We start from the raw sequence: 14,818 nt of genomic DNA, 5'->3' as shown, positions 1-14,818 counted from the left end.
ACCCATCAACCCGACAGAGCGCGCCACCGCAAGACGCCTCGGCGCGTGGTCCCGCCCGATGAGCGCGCCGCGGACCCTCGTCATCGTCCCCGCCGGCAAGATGGGCCACGAGGTCCAGTGCATCGGCGTCGCCGAACGCCTCGGCGCCACCCCCGTCATCGAGCGCGTCACCCTGCGTCCGCCCTGGTCCTGGCTGGCGCCCCACGGCCCGGTCGCGCCGCACCTCAGCGCCCTCGTCGCCACCGACGCCGAGCTGGTGCTGGCCTCGGGCCGGCAGGCGATCCCGCTCGCCCGCGCCATCGCCGCCCGCCCCGCGCCGCGCCCGTTCGTCGCCGTGCTGCAGGCGCCGCGCACCGACGCCGGCGCGTTCGATCTGGTCTGGGCCAACAGCCACGACCGCATCTCCGGCCCCAACGTGATCCGGTCGGTCACCAGCCCCAACCGCCTCACCGCCGACGGGCTGGCGGCCGCCGCGAGCGCGCTTCGGGCCCGCCTGCCCGACCTGCCCCGGCCCTGGGTCGGCGTGCTGGTCGGCGGCACCAGCGGCAGCTACCGGCTCGACGAACCGGACGCCGCCGCCCTCGGCGCGGCGCTGGCCGCCTTCGCCGCCCGCCACGGCGTCAGCCTCGTCATCACCCCGTCGCGCCGCACCGGCGAGGCCAACGTCGCGGCGCTCGCCGCGGCGCTCGCCGCAACCCCTCATTTCTTGTGGCGCGGCGATGGCGACAATCCGCTGATGGGCATTTACGGTTGTGCCGACGCGTTCATCGTGACGTGTGATTCGGTGAACATGATCGGCGAAGCCGCGTTCACGGGGAAGCCGATCCTGGCCTGGCCGCTGCCGGGCGGACGGGCCAAGTTCCGCCGCTTTCACGAGGCGATGGTCGCGCACGGCGCGATGCGCTGGTTCGACGGCACGCTTCCCGGCGCCGACTACGCGCCCCTCGACGCGACCGGGATGGTCGCCGAGGCGGTTCGCGCGGGGATGGCGACATGAGGGTGTACGGGGCCGGCGCGCCGGCCCGCGGCGCCTTGACATGGAAGCCTTTTCCGGCCGATCAGGTGGCATCACCGGATCGACAGGAAACGGCTCCGGGGTCGATGCCTCGGGCACGCTCGTCTCGCCCGGATCGCCTCGGTCCGGGCTGGAGATGCTCCAGGGCGCTTCCGGGCGGAGCCACACCGGCCCGCCGCGCGGACGCGCGACGCGACAACGGCTTGGAGCCGCTCCGTGCCTCCGGCACGGTCGGATGCGGCGACGGCCATTCCAGCCGCCATCGTTCGGGCGGTTTTGCACCGCGACCCCCATATGGGAGCCGCGGCAGGGAGGCGAACGGCGTTCAGAGGGACGCTTGCGACGCGCCTTCCGCTTTTGACAGGGAGACTGGGCGATGGGTGACGCGCTCCACACGAAGCTTCTGATCGTCGGGTCCGGCCCGGCCGGCTACACCGCCGCCATCTACGCGGCGCGGGCGATGCTCGAGCCGGTGATCGTCGCGGGCATCCAGCCCGGCGGCCAGATGACCATCACGACCGACGTGGAAAACTATCCGGGCTTCGCCGACGTAATCCAGGGACCCTGGCTGATGGAGCAGATGCGCGAGCAGGCCGAGCACGTCGGCACCCGCATCGTCCACGACCTGATCACCTCGGCCGACCTCTCCAAGCGCCCGTTCACGCTGCAGAGCGATTCCGGCACGGTCTACACCTGCGACGCGCTGGTGGTGGCCACCGGCGCCCAGGCGAAGTGGCTGGGGCTGGACTCCGAGACCCTGTTCAAGGGCTTCGGCGTTTCGGCCTGCGCCACCTGCGACGGCTTCTTCTACCGCGGCAAGGAAGTGCTGGTGATCGGCGGCGGCAACACCGCGGTCGAGGAGGCGCTCTACCTCACCAACCACGCCAGCAAGGTGACGCTGATCCACCGTCGCGACCACCTGCGCGCCGAGAAGATCCTGCAGGACCGGCTGTTCGCCCATCCGAAGATCGAGGTGATCTGGGACACCGCGCTCGACGAGGTGCTGGGCGGCGGCACGCCGCCGACGGTCACCGGCGCGCGCCTGAAGAACGTCAAGACCGGCGAGACGCGCGAGCTGTCCGTCGACGGCATCTTCGTCGCCATCGGCCACCAGCCGGCGACCGAGGTGTTCAAGGACCAGCTCAAGCTGAAGCCGTCCGGCTACATCTGGACCGCGCCGGATTCCACCGAGACCAACATCGCCGGCGTCTTCGCGGCCGGCGACGTGACCGACGACATCTACCGGCAGGCGGTGACCGCCGCCGGAATGGGCTGCATGGCGGCGCTCGAGGCGGAGCGCTTCCTGGCGGAACACGCGACGGACGCGGCCGAGGCCGCCTGATGCAAGGCCGGCGACAGCCGGCTGCGCCACGAACGGGTCGCGTTGACCCGAGCGGCATGGGGAAAGGCGGCGCACCGTTTCCGTCCCTGTCCCGCGCAGGCTGAATGGACGATCACGATGACTGGCCGGGTCCGGACGGATCCGCGCCGGCGTGATCCGGGGACGATCGCCAGGGGCGGCGGCAGCAGGGTTGGATGGACTGGGACAAGCTCAAGGTCTTTCACGCGGCGGCCCAGGCGGGCAGCTTCACCCACGCGGGTGAAGCGCTCAACATGAGCCAGTCGGCGGTGAGCCGGCAGGTGTCGGCGCTGGAGCAGGAGCTCGGCGTTCCGCTGTTCCACCGCCACGCGCGCGGCCTCGTCCTCACCGAGCAGGGCGAGCACCTGTTCCGCACCGCCCGCGAGGTGGTGATGAAGCTCGACGCCGTGCAGGCGCGGCTGACCGATTCCCGCGACCTGCCCACCGGCGTGCTGCGCGTGACCACCACCGTCGGCCTCGGCTCGTCGTGGCTGGCGGCGCGCATCAACGAGTTCGTCGACCTCTATCCGGAGGTGCAGCTGCACCTCATCCTGCAGGACGACGAGCTGAACCTGAACATGCGCGAGGCGGACGTCGCCATCCGGCTGCGCCAGCCCGTGCAGCCGGACCTCATCCAGCGCCGGCTGTTCACCGTCCACCTCCACCTCTACGCCGCGCCCAGCTACATCAAGCGCTTCGGCGCGCTGGAATCGCTGGAGGATCTGGACAAGCACCGGATCGTCACCTTCGGCGAGACCGGCCCGACCTATCTGCGCGAGCTGAACTGGCTGGAGACGGCCGGCCGCGGCTCCGACCAGCCGCGCAAGCCGATCCTGAAGATCGACAACGTCGTCGCCATCAAGCGCGCGGTGAACCGCGGCGTCGGCGTGGCGCTGCTGCCGGACTACCTGATCGAGCCGGATTCCGGCCTGGTGCGGCTGCTGCCCGAGGAGACGCTGCCGAGCTACCAGACCTATTTCGTATACCCGGCCGAGCTGAAGACCACCGCCCGCGTCCGCGCCTTCCGCGACTTCCTGGTCGCCAAGGCCGACGCCTGGACCTACTAGCGTCCCCGGACGCGGCGGCCCTCCGGCAGGGCCGCGGCAGAGGCCTCGCCATGCCCACACCGAAACTCCTCGCGGGCGGCAACCCGCAGATCCCGAAGGGCGACGGCGACGCGCCGGTGCAGGCCTATATCGCCGCCATGCCCGGATGGAAGAACCGGGTCGGCGTCGTCCTGGACCGGGTCATCGCCGCCGCCGTCCCGGGCGTCGTCAAGGCGGTCAAGTGGAACACGCCCTTCTACGGCCTTCCCGGCGAGGGCTGGTTCACCGCCTTCCACTGCTTCGACAGGTACGTGAAGGTGACGTTTTTCCGGGGCACGTCGCTCGATCCCGTGCCGCCCGGCGCGTCGAAACAGGAGAGCGTGCGCTATCTCGACATCCGCGAGGAGGACGAGATCGACGAGGCGCAGCTCTCGCGCTGGATGAAGCAGGCCAGCGAACTGCCCGGCGAACGCCTGTAGCCCGCCCGCCGGCCACCGTGGCGCCATTGCATCTGGACGCCACCCGTGTCGCGGGCGTATCAGGACCCCATGAGTTCCGTGCCCGCCCGTCCGTCGTCCCGCATCGATCTCGTCGATGTCCTGCGCGGCATCGCCATCGCTGCGATGGTCGTCTATCACTTCTCGTGGGACCTCAGCTTCTACACCTTCGTCGACTGGCCGGTGGAAACCGGCACCGGCTGGCGCTGGTTCGCCCACCTGATCGCCGGCAGCTTCATCGTGCTGGTCGGGGTCAGCCTGGTGCTCGCCCACCGGAACGGCATCCGCTGGCGCGGCTTCCTCAACCGCCTGGCGCTGGTCGTCGTCGCCGCCATCGCGGTGTCGGTCGGCACCTACCTGCTGTTCCCCGAGGCGTGGATCTATTTCGGCATCCTGCACTGCATCGCGGCGGCGAGCCTGCTGGCACTGCCGACGGTGCGCGCGCCGCTGGTCGTGCCGATCGTGCTCTCGGCGGCGTTCTTCGCCCTGCCCCACGTCTTCCGCGCCGACGTCTTCAACGCCGCCTGGCTGGCGTGGGTGGGCCTCGGCACCCTGCCGCCGCCGCCCGCCAACGACTACGTGCCGGTGTTCCCGTGGGTCGGCTGCGCCAATGCCGGCGTGGCGCTGGCGCGCATCGCGCTGATGCTGCGCTCCCGCGAGGCGTGGGCCGGCTGGCATGCCCGCGACCGGGTGAGCCGCGGGGTCGCCTGGTCGGGCCGCCAGTCGCTGTGGATCTACCTCGCCCACCAGCCGATCCTGCTCGGCCTGCTGGGGCTCCTCGCCCTCGGCTTCCCGCCCCAGCACACGGTGAACCCGGCCGACCGCGCCAGCTTCCTCGACGCCTGCGAGCGCCAGTGCGCGCCGCTGCTCGGCGCCCAGCAGGAATGCCAGGCGATCTGCTCGTGCGCGGCCGACAACATCGACCAGGCGGGGCTGTGGGAGCGCACCATCACCCAGAGCCTCAACTCCACCGACCAGGACCGCGTCAACGCCATCGTCGACGCCTGCGGCACCCAGGTGCGCGAGACGCTGCCGGTCAAATAGCGTCCGGCCCCCACCCGACCGGGCCGCCCGGCCCGCGTCGCGCCACGTTCACGATTCACCCCTTTCCTCGCCGCGCCGTCCGGCCCATATTCGGGCCATGGCCGACAGCTCCCCGCCTTCCCGACGATCCGCCCCGCGCCCCGCAGACACCGGCCCGCGCGACGACGACGCGCGCGCCCCCGGCTTCGGCGAGGCGCCGCAGGCCGGCTTCGATTCGGGCACCCCGCTCACCGGTCCGGTGAGCGACTGGGCCCGCCAGATCGAGGACCAGGCCGACAGCGAGGCCCCGCCATTCGCCGACGCGCCCGAGCCGGCGCCCGCCAAGGCGAAGGCCCGCGACACCGCCAAGGCGAAACCGAAGAAGCCGGCGCCGAAGAAGCCCGACACCGGCGGCAAGACGGCGCGCGGCACCTCCACCGGCGGCCGGGCCACGGCCAAGGAGCGCGCCGCCGGCGGGCTCAACCCCGTCGCCGGGCTGGACATCGACCTGGAGGACGCCGAGGCGCTGCCGGATTCCGCCGTGACCAAGACCGTGGCGGCGCTGGAGCAGCTCATCCAGGAGGGCCGGCCGGAGTTCCGCGACGGCACCTGGGTGCCGCATCGCCCGCCCCGGCCGGAGAAGTCGGAGGGCGGCCGGCCGTTCGTCATCCATTCCGAGTACGAGCCGAAGGGCGACCAGCCCACCGCCATCGCCGAGCTGGTGGCCGGCGTCAACGACCAGGAGCGCATGCAGGTGCTGCTCGGCGTCACCGGCTCGGGCAAGACCTACACCGCCGCCAAGGTGATCGAGGCGACCCAGCGCCCGGCCCTCATCCTCGCCCCCAACAAGACGCTGGCGGCGCAGCTCTACGGCGAGTTCAAGAGCTTCTTCCCGGAGAACGCGGTCGAGTATTTCGTCTCCTACTACGACTACTACCAGCCGGAGGCCTACGTCGCCCGTACCGACACCTACATCGAGAAGGAATCGTCGATCAACGAGCAGATCGACCGGATGCGCCACTCCGCCACCCGCGCCCTCCTGGAGCGCGACGACGTCATCATCGTCGCCAGCGTGTCCTGCATCTACGGCATCGGCTCGGTGGAGACCTACACGGCGATGACCTTCGCCATCCAGGTGGGCGACCGCGTCGACCAGCGCCAGCTCCTCGCCGACCTGGTGGCGCTGCAGTACAAGCGCTCGGACGTCAACTTCATCCGCGGCACCTTCCGGGTGCGCGGCGACACCATCGAGATCTTCCCCGCCCATTACGAGGACCGCGGCTGGCGCGTCTCGCTGTTCGGCGACGAGGTGGAATCGATCACCGAGTTCGACCCGCTCACCGGCCACAAGACCGACGAGCTGGAGTTCGTGAAGGTCTACGCCAACTCCCACTACGTGACGCCGAAGCCGACCCTCAACCAGGCCACCAAGGCCATCAAGGCCGAGCTGCGCGCCCGCCTGGCCGAGCTCAACGACGCCGGCCGCCTGCTGGAGGCCCAGCGGCTGGAGCAGCGCACCCGCTTCGACCTGGAGATGATGGAGGCCACCGGCTCCTGCCCGGGCATCGAGAACTATTCGCGCTACCTCACCGGCCGCCAGCCGGGCGAGCCGCCGCCGACGCTGTTCGAGTATCTCCCCGACAACGCCCTCGTCTTCGTCGACGAGAGCCACGTCACCATTCCGCAGATCGGCGGCATGTACCGGGGCGACTTTCGGCGCAAGGCGACGCTGGCCGAGTTCGGCTTCCGGCTGCCGTCGTGCATGGACAACCGGCCGCTGCGCTTCGAGGAGTGGGACGCCATGCGGCCGCAGTCGGTGGCCGTCTCCGCCACCCCCGGCTCGTGGGAGATGGACCAGTCCGGCGGCGTCTTCGTCGAGCAGGTCATCCGCCCCACCGGGCTGATCGATCCGCCGGTGGAGATCCGCCCGGCCCGCCACCAGGTCGACGACCTGCTCGGCGAGGTGCGCGAGGTGGCGCTGAAGGGTTATCGCTCGCTGGTCACCGTGCTCACCAAGCGGATGGCCGAGGACCTGACCGAATACCTCCACGAGCACGGCGTGCGGGTGCGCTACATGCACTCCGACATCGACACGCTGGAGCGCATCGAGATCATCCGCGACCTGCGGCTGGGCGCCTTCGACGTGCTGGTGGGCATCAACCTGTTGCGCGAGGGCCTCGACATCCCCGAATGCGCGCTGGTCGCCATCCTGGACGCCGACAAGGAAGGCTTCCTGCGCTCGGAAACCTCGCTGATCCAGACCATCGGCCGCGCCGCGCGCAACGTCGACGGCCGCGTCGTGCTCTACGCCGACCGCACCACCGGCTCCATGGAGCGGGCGCTGTCGGAGACCGGGCGCCGGCGCGAGAAGCAGCTCGCCTACAACGCCGAGCACGGCATCACGCCGGAATCGGTGAAGCGCTCCATCGGCGACATTCTGGATTCGGTCTACGAGCGCGACCACGTCCGCATCGACACCGGCATGGCCGAGGACGGCGCGCGCATCGGCCACAACCTGGAAGCCACCGTCCAGGACCTGGAAAAGCGCATGCGCGACGCCGCCGCGAACCTGGAGTTCGAGGAGGCCGCCCGCATCCGCGACGAGATCAAGCGGCTGAACGAGGCAGCCCTCGCCTACGCCGACGACCCCGGCACCATCAAGTCCCGCCCCGGCTCCGCCGGCCGCGCCGGCTCAGGCTCGGCGGGATCGAGCGGCGACGGCGAGCCGAAGACCCGCGCGCGCAAGAACACGCTGGACGAGATGACGGTGGGCCGGACGGAGAAGCCGAAGCGCCGGGGGCCTCTGCCGAAGCGGGAGCGGTAGGGGGAAATGCATCCAACGGCGAAGAAAGGCAGACCTAGTCTCTGCGGTCTGCACTCGCTCAGCACATACGGTCAGGCCGACGCCAGTCGCCCGCTTTAAAAAGGCGACGCCAAATGGCAACTTGGGGCGTTGGCGCTCCGGTCGCGGTTGCTTTAAGATTGCGGCCTATGTCCAGTTTTTTGAGCACCTGCGGAATCACATTCCTGCCGCTGGCCGACCAAACGTTCCTGCTGGGGGAACAGCGAGCGAAATGACTCTTTCAATCCATCCCCCCAGTCTTCAATCTCCTCGTCGATGGACTCGAGTTCAACTGCAAGCCAGTTTCGATGCAGCGAATTCATGGTCTCTCTCCCATCTGATTCTGGGGCGAATCATACCATGTGTCCAAACGTGGACGGAGCCTCCGAGATCCCCTTTTCTAAAAGTTGATCGTCGATGCTGAAGACCCTTGAAGCCCCTGAACTCGTGTTCGGCCTCTGTTCTCCCATTGGAACAGACAACCCAATTGTCGCCGATCTCCTTAAAAATACCCTTATGGGTTTCGGCTACCGAACTGAGTATTTTAAAGTGACTCAGTTGATGCAGGCAGTTGAAATCCCCACCCTCAAATTAGTAGAGAAGCCCCTCGACAAGAGATACGACAGCTATATTAAATACGCGAACGAACTTCGAAGGCTTTTTGATGAGCCCAGCGTACTATCAATGATGTGCTGCGCTGCGGTTAGATCTTTTCGCCGGTCAGCAAAGCAATCTGCCGACTCATATTTACCAAGACATGCATATATATTCGATCAATTTAAACGGACAGAAGAAATAGTTGCCCTTAGGCAGGTATATGGGCGATTATTTGTATTGATATCAATATATTCTGAAAAAGACAAGCGCATACGACAGCTTACAGAGAGAATCTCTTCTGATAATGCTATCTCTAGACCCGGCACGGAACACGAGCAGGCCGCGCATGACTTATTAAAGCGTGATGAAGACGAAGAAGGCATACCGTCCGGTCAGCGCCTTAGAGACGCCTTTCCTCTGGCCGATTTATTTATAAATATTGATGACATCGAGGGGGCAAAACGAAATTTGCATCGTTTTCTTTCTGCACTTTTCGGATCAAATGAAGTCAGCCCCACACGTGACGAATATGGAATGTATATCGCCAAGTCGGCTGCGCTTCGCTCTCTTGATCTTTCCCGCCAAGTAGGTGCGGCAATTTTTACAGAACAGAATGATATTGTAAGCCTTGGCTGCAATGAGGTTCCGGCAGCAGGAGGCGGGGCGTACTGGGAATCTGATGAAGGCGACGCGCGAGACTACAAAAATGGCAGAGACGAAAATGAGCGAATAAAGAGAGCGATACTTGCTGACATAGTGCGTCGACTTAAGTCTGGCAAATTCATTGAATCAGAGAAGTCTGAAGAAGATTTAGTGTCTTATGTCCTTAGTGAAGCAGCAAAAAAGGGCACGTCTTTACGCGAAGCGCATTTAATGGACTTAATTGAGTTCGGTAGAGTCGTACATGCTGAGATGTCGGCGATCTCTGATTCCGCGAGACTCGGCCGCAGCACCGACGGATGCACACTATATTGCACAACATTTCCGTGCCACATATGCGCCAAACACATAATTTCGGCTGGTATAAAGCGTGTAATATATATTGAGCCATACCCAAAAAGCTACACAGAGGAATTGCATAGAGATGCAATATCCATTGGGTCTCAGAAATCCTGTTCAAAAAAGGTTCAGTTTTCTCCGTTTATCGGCATTTCACCATTTCGGTTCCGAGAAATATTCGAAAGGGAAAAAAGAAAGGATTCGAGTGGCCACTTTCAAAAACGGACCCAGGGGAGCCCCCATCCTGTTATTCGCTACACAGTTGCAAGTTGGCTTCAAAACGAACAAGCTTTTACAAAAATATACTTCGACAAAGCGAAGAAATTATTAGAGGATTCTGAAATCTTAATACAATCGTAAATTAAATTTACGGCTTTTGCCGCTGCGTCCTCACCCACCTTATCCCCGCCTTCCAATCCTCCCGTATCCTCCCCTTGTCGCTTGACCCGCTGGGAGCCGTGCCGGACCGACCGCCACGTGGGTTGAGGGCCTGACGGCCGGGCGCGCGCGCGTGTAACGAACGGGCAGGCTCGGTGTGCCGATGGCGAGTGGTGTCCGCCGGGACAGGAGGCGACAAACGCCGCGCATGGCCTCGAAGACGCGGTTCTCGCGAACCCCCTTAGTAGAGGTGCACGCGACTGCGCGCGCGTCCGCCACCCGGTGGAGGGGTGGGAAGGTCCTACTCCTTTCCGCCCTTGGGAGAAGGGTGGCTGCATCGGTGCAAACGCCAGGGTGGGGCGCCGAAAGGCGACCGCAACAAATACCAATCGGATGGCCGCCGTTTCGCGCCCCACCGATCCCCTTTCCGAACACGCCCGGCCGGAGACGGCGCGGGGATGAAGGTGTTTGTGGTTGGGGGTGGTTTATGCCCCTCACGCCGAGTGCGCTTGCGCGCACCGGCTCCGGGTGGGCGGCCTGACTGTTTCCAGCGCAAAGCCGGACGGAAAACCGGTTCGCACTTTTCCTGGCTTTGCTCAGCCGGCGCGCGGTCGCGCGCTGGTGGGAATGATACGGGGAGGCCTCGGCGACGTTTTCGCCGGACAGCCTCCGGCCCATCCGGACCACACCAACCAGCCGACGACCGTCGGCCGGCCGGAGGCCGCCCTCCCGGAGCCGGTGCGCGCCAGCGCACTCGGCGTGAGGGGACCAATCCGCGCGCTGGTGGGTGCGGTCCGGATGGACCCCGCATGTTGCCCTCCAAGCCAACCCCACACTCCGCTCATTCCCGCGAAGGCGGGAATCCAGGGCCACAGGCCGCAGCCGACGAGTATTTCGCCCTGGACTCCCGCCTCCGCGGGAGTGAGCGGAGATTGAGGCGGGTGTCCGGGATAACCCACACTCCGCTCATTCCAGCGAAGGCTGGAATCCAGTTGCAGAGGCTGCTGCAGGCGGAGATGTGGGATGAGGCGCGCGGCGGGTTGCTGCGCGCATCCTCCTGTGCTGTCGCCCCGAACGTCCGCCGTATCTGGATTCCAGCCTTCGCTGGAATGAGCGGAGAATGAAGCGGGCGCCGTCTCCGAAGATCAGGACGGAGCAAGGAGCCGGCGGCGGGAGCCGTCCCTCAACCTCTCCGCATCCCTCCCACCAGCGCGCGACTGCGCGCCGCCCGGTCAGGGCGCCCACCCGGAGCCGATGCGCGCAAGCGCATTCGGCGTGAGGGGACCAAGCCGAGGGCGCGACCGCAGCCGCCGCGTTATCCGCCCTGGACTCCCGCCTCCGCGGGAGTGAGCGGAGATTGAGGCTGGCACCCGGGCCAACAGCCAAAGCCCAGCCGGACATCTCCCACCAGCGCGCGACCGCGCGCCGCCCGGTCAGGGCGCGCCCGCGCAGCCGGCGAGCAAAGCTCGCTCGGCGTGAGCGAACCAAAACTGCAGCGCACTCGGCGTAAGCGAATCAAACCCCTCACACTCGACGTGAGCGAACCAAAACCCAACCCTCCCCCCTACTCCGGGATCGCCGGCAGGTCGGTCGGGTAGGCGTCGACGCCGGCGGGGAAGCCGGTGGTGAGGCCGGGGATGTCGACGCCGGCGGCGTCCCAGCCCTTGGCGCGCAGCTCGTCGGGCATCCAGAAGCCGACCGCGTTGGAGAGCAGCTCGGTCTTCTCCAGGAGCGAGTTGCGCAGCCGCTGCATGAAGCCGTCGATGTCGTCGGCCGCCGTCACCCCGTAGTCGCCGGGGATCGGCGCCGGCGCCAGCTGCGGGATCGCGGCGATGCCGGTGAAGGCGGCGCGGGCGATCTGGGTGCGGTCGTAGATGCCGGACCAGACGCGGGTCGAATAGTAGGCGTAGACGGCCGGCGGAAGTGCTGCGGCGGTGAAGGTCTCCAGCGGGCATTCGCCGGCTCCGGCCGGCTGGCAGGGGGCGCTCGCGTAGGGCGCGATCAGGACGTTCGCCGGGCCGATCGCGCCGTCGCTCAGCACCTGGAGCGCGTGCACGAGCTGGTTGGTGGCGGGCGTCAGGCCGGCGCCGTAGTTGGTGCCGATCTCCATGTGCACCACCACGCGTGCCTTCGAGAAATCCACGGTGTCGTCCAGCCTCGCCACCAGGTCCCGGACCTCGGCGGAGCTGTCCAGGTCGACCAGCATGAAGGTGGCGATCATGACGTTGTCGAAGGGCACCGCGTAGCCGTCGAGGCCGCCGTCGTAGAAGTCGCTGCCGACGGAGGCCTGGGTGAACGCCACCGTGCCGTCGCGCACCTTGACCAGGTAGTCGCCGGCCATCCACAGGCCGTAGTCGACCATCGCGGCGATGGCGTCGGCGTGGGGCGTCCAGGCCGGCACGTCGAGGGCGGCGAGCCAGCCGGGATCGTCGGCGATCGCCGTGCGGGTCGCCCGCACGCGCGCCAGCAGCGTGTCGCGCAGCGCCGGGTAGCTGGCGGCGCCCTCCTCCGACAGCGCCGCCAGGTAGGCGATCGCCGGGCCGACATGGGAGAGCGCGGTCATCTGTACGAAGCCGCTGTCCTGGTTGCTCCGCGTCAGCACGTGGTCGAGCAGCGTGCCGGCGTCGGCGCCCGCGCCGTCGTAGACGAAGATGCCGTAGCCGTTCACGATCACCAGCGGCCCGTCGAAGCTGGTCTCGGTGGCGGAGAACTGGTCGGCGAGCGCGGCGCCGATGGAGTCCGTCCCGGCCCCGCGCGGAAAGATCGAATAGAGGCAGGTGAAGCTGTCGGCGACGCTCTCGGACCCGGTGCACGCCGGTTCCGCCGCCCCGGCGGAGACCGGCAGGCAGAGCGCGGCCAGCAGGATGACATGACGCAGCATCGGCAACCCCTCCCCGGACGCCGCCCGGCATTCGATCGGAGCGGCCCGGCCGAAACTCCCGCCAGACGCGCCCCGATGCCCCGCGCCCAGCATCGCACCCGGCTTTTCTGGAGACAACCGCCGGGGGCCGGCCGGCGCCGCCCGACGCCCGCCTCCCCGGTTCCCCGCGCGTCCCGGGGCCTCTAGAAGGGGGGCCGGGGAAACAGCGCGCCAAACGGGGAGCCGGGACGTGATCGAGTGCCTGATGCTGGACGTCGACGGGGTGGTGGTGCACGACCGGCCCTCAGGCGGGCGGACGTGGGCCGCCGACATCGAGCAGGATCTCGGCATCCGGCTGGAGGCGCTGCGCGCCCGCTTCTTCGTGCCGCACTGGGACGACGTGGTGACCGGCCGCCGGCCGCTGATGGAGGCGCTCGCCGCGTGCCTGCCGGAGCTCGCCCCCGACGTCACCCCCCAGCGCTTCGTCGACTACTGGCTCAGCCGCGAGAGCCACGTGGACGCGGCCGTGCTGGCCGACTGCGCGGCGCTCAGGCGCGACGGCGTGCGCGTGCTGCTCGCCACCAACCAGGAGAACCTGCGCGCCGAGCACCTGATGACCCGGCTGGCGCTCGCCGACCACGTCGACGGGATGGTCCATTCGGCCGCCGTCGGCGCCCGCAAGCCCGACCGCGCCTTCTTCGACGCCGCCGCGCTTCGCGCCGGCACCGCACCCAGCGCCCTGCTGCTGGTCGACGACACGCCGGAGAACGTCGAGGGCGCCCGCAAGGCCGGCTGGCGCGCCGCCCACTGGACGCCCGGCGCCCGGCTCATCGATCTGGTCCGGGGATGAGCGGAGGATGGAAACAACGCGGGCCCAAGGGAGTTCGCGCGAGCGGAAACAAGGCTCCGCGGCGGCTCCTTATCTCCGGTTGCCACCGGACCGTCCCTCGCGCACACTCGACCATCGCGATGGCGGGAGACATCGCGCCGCGACGCCGGCAAAAGAGACGATGAAGCTCTGCGGGCGAGCCAGCGGCCAACGGTCCCAAAATCGATGTCGACGCGCCGGCCGGCTGGCCGGCCGAATGCCATCACCGGACGGTCCGCACGCGGGCCGTCAGACAGAGGGAGAGATACTCATGAAGAAGACGATCCTGGCTGCATCCGCCTACGTCGTGGCGCTCGCGCTTTCGTTCGGTGCGGCCCATGCCGATCCGGCCGGCTGCGACAGCGGCGAGACCGTCATCAAGTTCAGCCACGTGGTGGCCGACAGCGGCCATCCGAAGGGCGACGCCGCCCGCCTGCTCGCCAAGAACATCAACGAGCAGATGGAGGGCAAGGCCTGCATGGAGGTGTTCCCGAACTCCACCCTCTACGACGACGACAAAGTCATGGAGGCCATGCTGCTCGGCGACGTCCAGCTCGCGGCGCCGTCGCTGTCCAAGTTCGAGGCCTACACCAAGAAGCTCCGCCTGTTCGACCTGCCGTTCCTGTTCTCCTCCATCGACGCGGCCAACGCCTACATGGCCTCGGAGGACGCCCGCGGCCTGCTCGCCTCGCTCGAGAACGAGGGCTATGTCGGGCTCGGCTACATCGCGTCGGGGCTCAAGCAATTCTCCGCCAACAAGCCGCTGATCAAGCCCGAGGACGCCTCCGGCCTGAAGTTCCGCGTGCAGACCTCCGACGTCGCCGTCGCCATGATCGAGGCGCTGCACGCCTCCGCCCAGAAGCTCGCATTCAAGGAGGTCTACGGCGCGCTGCAGACCGGCGTCGTCGACGGACAGGAGAACTCCTGGTGCAACATCTACACCCAGAAGTTCTTCGAGGTGCAGGACGGCATCACCGAGACCAACCACCAGCTGCTGGCCTACGGCGTGATCACCAGCCAGGAGTTCCTAGACTCGCTGGACGACGAGACGCGCAGCCAGTTCCTCCAGATCCTGACCGACACGCTGAAGCAGGCCAACCAGCAGGTCGCCGAGCAGGAGACCGGCTGCCGCCAGTCGATCGTCGACGCCAAGTCGACCATCCGCGAGCTCTCGCCGGAGCAGCGTGAAGCCTGGGTCTCGGTGATGAAGCCGGTTTGGCAGCAGTTCGAAGGCGACATCGGCGCCGACGTCATCAAGACGGCGGCGTCCTACAGCGCGACCAACTAGACAGGCGGCAGAGGCCGCTTCAGCGGCCGGCCCGTCCGATCGGGC

At 67.4% G+C, this 14,818-nt stretch carries 11 protein-coding genes; 9 read left to right on the top strand and 2 right to left on the bottom strand.

The window, feature by feature from the left end; all coding sequences use genetic code 11:
• The first annotated feature begins 58 nt into the window (after positions 1 to 58).
• The 6 genes from AB7M35_RS17225 to uvrB all read left to right on the top strand — a co-directional run bounded on the left by AB7M35_RS17225 (position 59) and on the right by uvrB (position 7,765).
• Positions 59 to 997, top strand: a complete 939-nt coding sequence (locus AB7M35_RS17225) for a mitochondrial fission ELM1 family protein (RefSeq protein WP_453961594.1) — start codon at positions 59 to 61, stop codon at positions 995 to 997.
• A 394-nt stretch (positions 998 to 1,391) separates the two neighbouring features.
• Positions 1,392 to 2,357 (top strand): thioredoxin-disulfide reductase, encoded by a 966-nt coding sequence (gene trxB, locus AB7M35_RS17220; protein ID WP_453961593.1) that lies wholly within the window; start codon positions 1,392 to 1,394, stop codon positions 2,355 to 2,357.
• 194 nt (positions 2,358 to 2,551) lie between these two features.
• The gene (locus tag AB7M35_RS17215; RefSeq protein ID WP_453961592.1) at positions 2,552 to 3,442 is read left to right on the top strand and encodes a LysR family transcriptional regulator; all 891 of its coding nucleotides are present in this window, start codon (positions 2,552 to 2,554) and stop codon (positions 3,440 to 3,442) included.
• A 50-nt stretch (positions 3,443 to 3,492) separates the two neighbouring features.
• The gene (locus AB7M35_RS17210) at positions 3,493 to 3,900 is read left to right on the top strand and encodes a DUF1801 domain-containing protein (protein ID WP_453961591.1); all 408 of its coding nucleotides are present in this window, start codon (positions 3,493 to 3,495) and stop codon (positions 3,898 to 3,900) included.
• Between the two features lie 69 nt (positions 3,901 to 3,969).
• Positions 3,970 to 4,962, top strand: a complete 993-nt coding sequence (locus tag AB7M35_RS17205; RefSeq protein ID WP_453961590.1) for a heparan-alpha-glucosaminide N-acetyltransferase — start codon at positions 3,970 to 3,972, stop codon at positions 4,960 to 4,962.
• A gap of 97 nt (positions 4,963 to 5,059) precedes the next feature.
• Entirely contained in the window at positions 5,060 to 7,765 is a 2,706-nt protein-coding gene (gene uvrB, locus AB7M35_RS17200; protein ID WP_453961589.1) for an excinuclease ABC subunit UvrB, read from the top strand.
• Between the two features lie 152 nt (positions 7,766 to 7,917).
• Here uvrB and AB7M35_RS17195 read toward each other — a convergent pair whose 3' ends face one another.
• Positions 7,918 to 8,106, bottom strand: coding sequence for a hypothetical protein (locus tag AB7M35_RS17195; protein ID WP_453961588.1), 189 nt, complete (start codon positions 8,104 to 8,106; stop codon positions 7,918 to 7,920).
• A gap of 94 nt (positions 8,107 to 8,200) precedes the next feature.
• On the opposite strand from AB7M35_RS17195, the gene AB7M35_RS17190 reads away from it, so the two are divergent.
• A complete protein-coding gene (locus tag AB7M35_RS17190) occupies positions 8,201 to 9,739 on the top strand; it encodes an anti-phage dCTP deaminase (RefSeq protein WP_453961587.1) in 1,539 nt (512 codons plus the stop codon).
• Positions 9,740 to 11,321: 1,582 nt separating this feature from the next.
• Here AB7M35_RS17190 and AB7M35_RS17185 read toward each other — a convergent pair.
• Positions 11,322 to 12,638 carry a DUF5624 domain-containing protein gene (locus AB7M35_RS17185; protein WP_453961586.1) on the bottom strand — a complete coding sequence of 439 codons (1,317 nt, stop codon included), beginning with the start codon at positions 12,636 to 12,638 and terminating at the stop codon, positions 11,322 to 11,324.
• A gap of 229 nt (positions 12,639 to 12,867) precedes the next feature.
• Here AB7M35_RS17185 and AB7M35_RS17180 point away from each other — a divergent pair, with 229 nt between their 5' ends.
• A complete protein-coding gene (locus tag AB7M35_RS17180; RefSeq protein ID WP_453961585.1) occupies positions 12,868 to 13,467 on the top strand; it encodes an HAD-IA family hydrolase in 600 nt (199 codons plus the stop codon).
• A 289-nt stretch (positions 13,468 to 13,756) separates the two neighbouring features.
• Positions 13,757 to 14,773 carry a DctP family TRAP transporter solute-binding subunit gene (locus AB7M35_RS17175; RefSeq protein WP_453961584.1) on the top strand — a complete coding sequence of 339 codons (1,017 nt, stop codon included), beginning with the start codon at positions 13,757 to 13,759 and terminating at the stop codon, positions 14,771 to 14,773.
• The last annotated feature ends 45 nt before the right edge of the window (positions 14,774 to 14,818 follow it).

The sequence above is a fragment of the Amorphus suaedae genome, from assembly GCF_053629675.1.
The sequence above is the reverse complement of the archived record's forward strand: the minus strand, read 5'-3'. Positions and strand labels throughout refer to the sequence as shown.

What these genes read in the sequence shown, in the direction of transcription:
- AB7M35_RS17205 (WP_453961590.1), top strand. Translation starts at nt 3,970, where the DNA reads ATGAGTTCCGTGCCCGCCCGTCCGTCGTCCCGCATCGATCTCGTCGAT.
- AB7M35_RS17185 (WP_453961586.1), bottom strand. Translation starts at nt 12,638, where the DNA reads ATGCTGCGTCATGTCATCCTGCTGGCCGCGCTCTGCCTGCCGGTCTCC.
- AB7M35_RS17175 (WP_453961584.1), top strand. Translation starts at nt 13,757, where the DNA reads ATGAAGAAGACGATCCTGGCTGCATCCGCCTACGTCGTGGCGCTCGCG.
- AB7M35_RS17215 (WP_453961592.1), top strand. Translation starts at nt 2,552, where the DNA reads ATGGACTGGGACAAGCTCAAGGTCTTTCACGCGGCGGCCCAGGCGGGC.
- trxB (WP_453961593.1), top strand. Translation starts at nt 1,392, where the DNA reads ATGGGTGACGCGCTCCACACGAAGCTTCTGATCGTCGGGTCCGGCCCG.
- AB7M35_RS17190 (WP_453961587.1), top strand. Translation starts at nt 8,201, where the DNA reads ATGCTGAAGACCCTTGAAGCCCCTGAACTCGTGTTCGGCCTCTGTTCT.
- uvrB (WP_453961589.1), top strand. Translation starts at nt 5,060, where the DNA reads ATGGCCGACAGCTCCCCGCCTTCCCGACGATCCGCCCCGCGCCCCGCA.
- AB7M35_RS17225 (WP_453961594.1), top strand. Translation starts at nt 59, where the DNA reads ATGAGCGCGCCGCGGACCCTCGTCATCGTCCCCGCCGGCAAGATGGGC.
- AB7M35_RS17210 (WP_453961591.1), top strand. Translation starts at nt 3,493, where the DNA reads ATGCCCACACCGAAACTCCTCGCGGGCGGCAACCCGCAGATCCCGAAG.
- AB7M35_RS17195 (WP_453961588.1), bottom strand. Translation starts at nt 8,106, where the DNA reads ATGAATTCGCTGCATCGAAACTGGCTTGCAGTTGAACTCGAGTCCATC.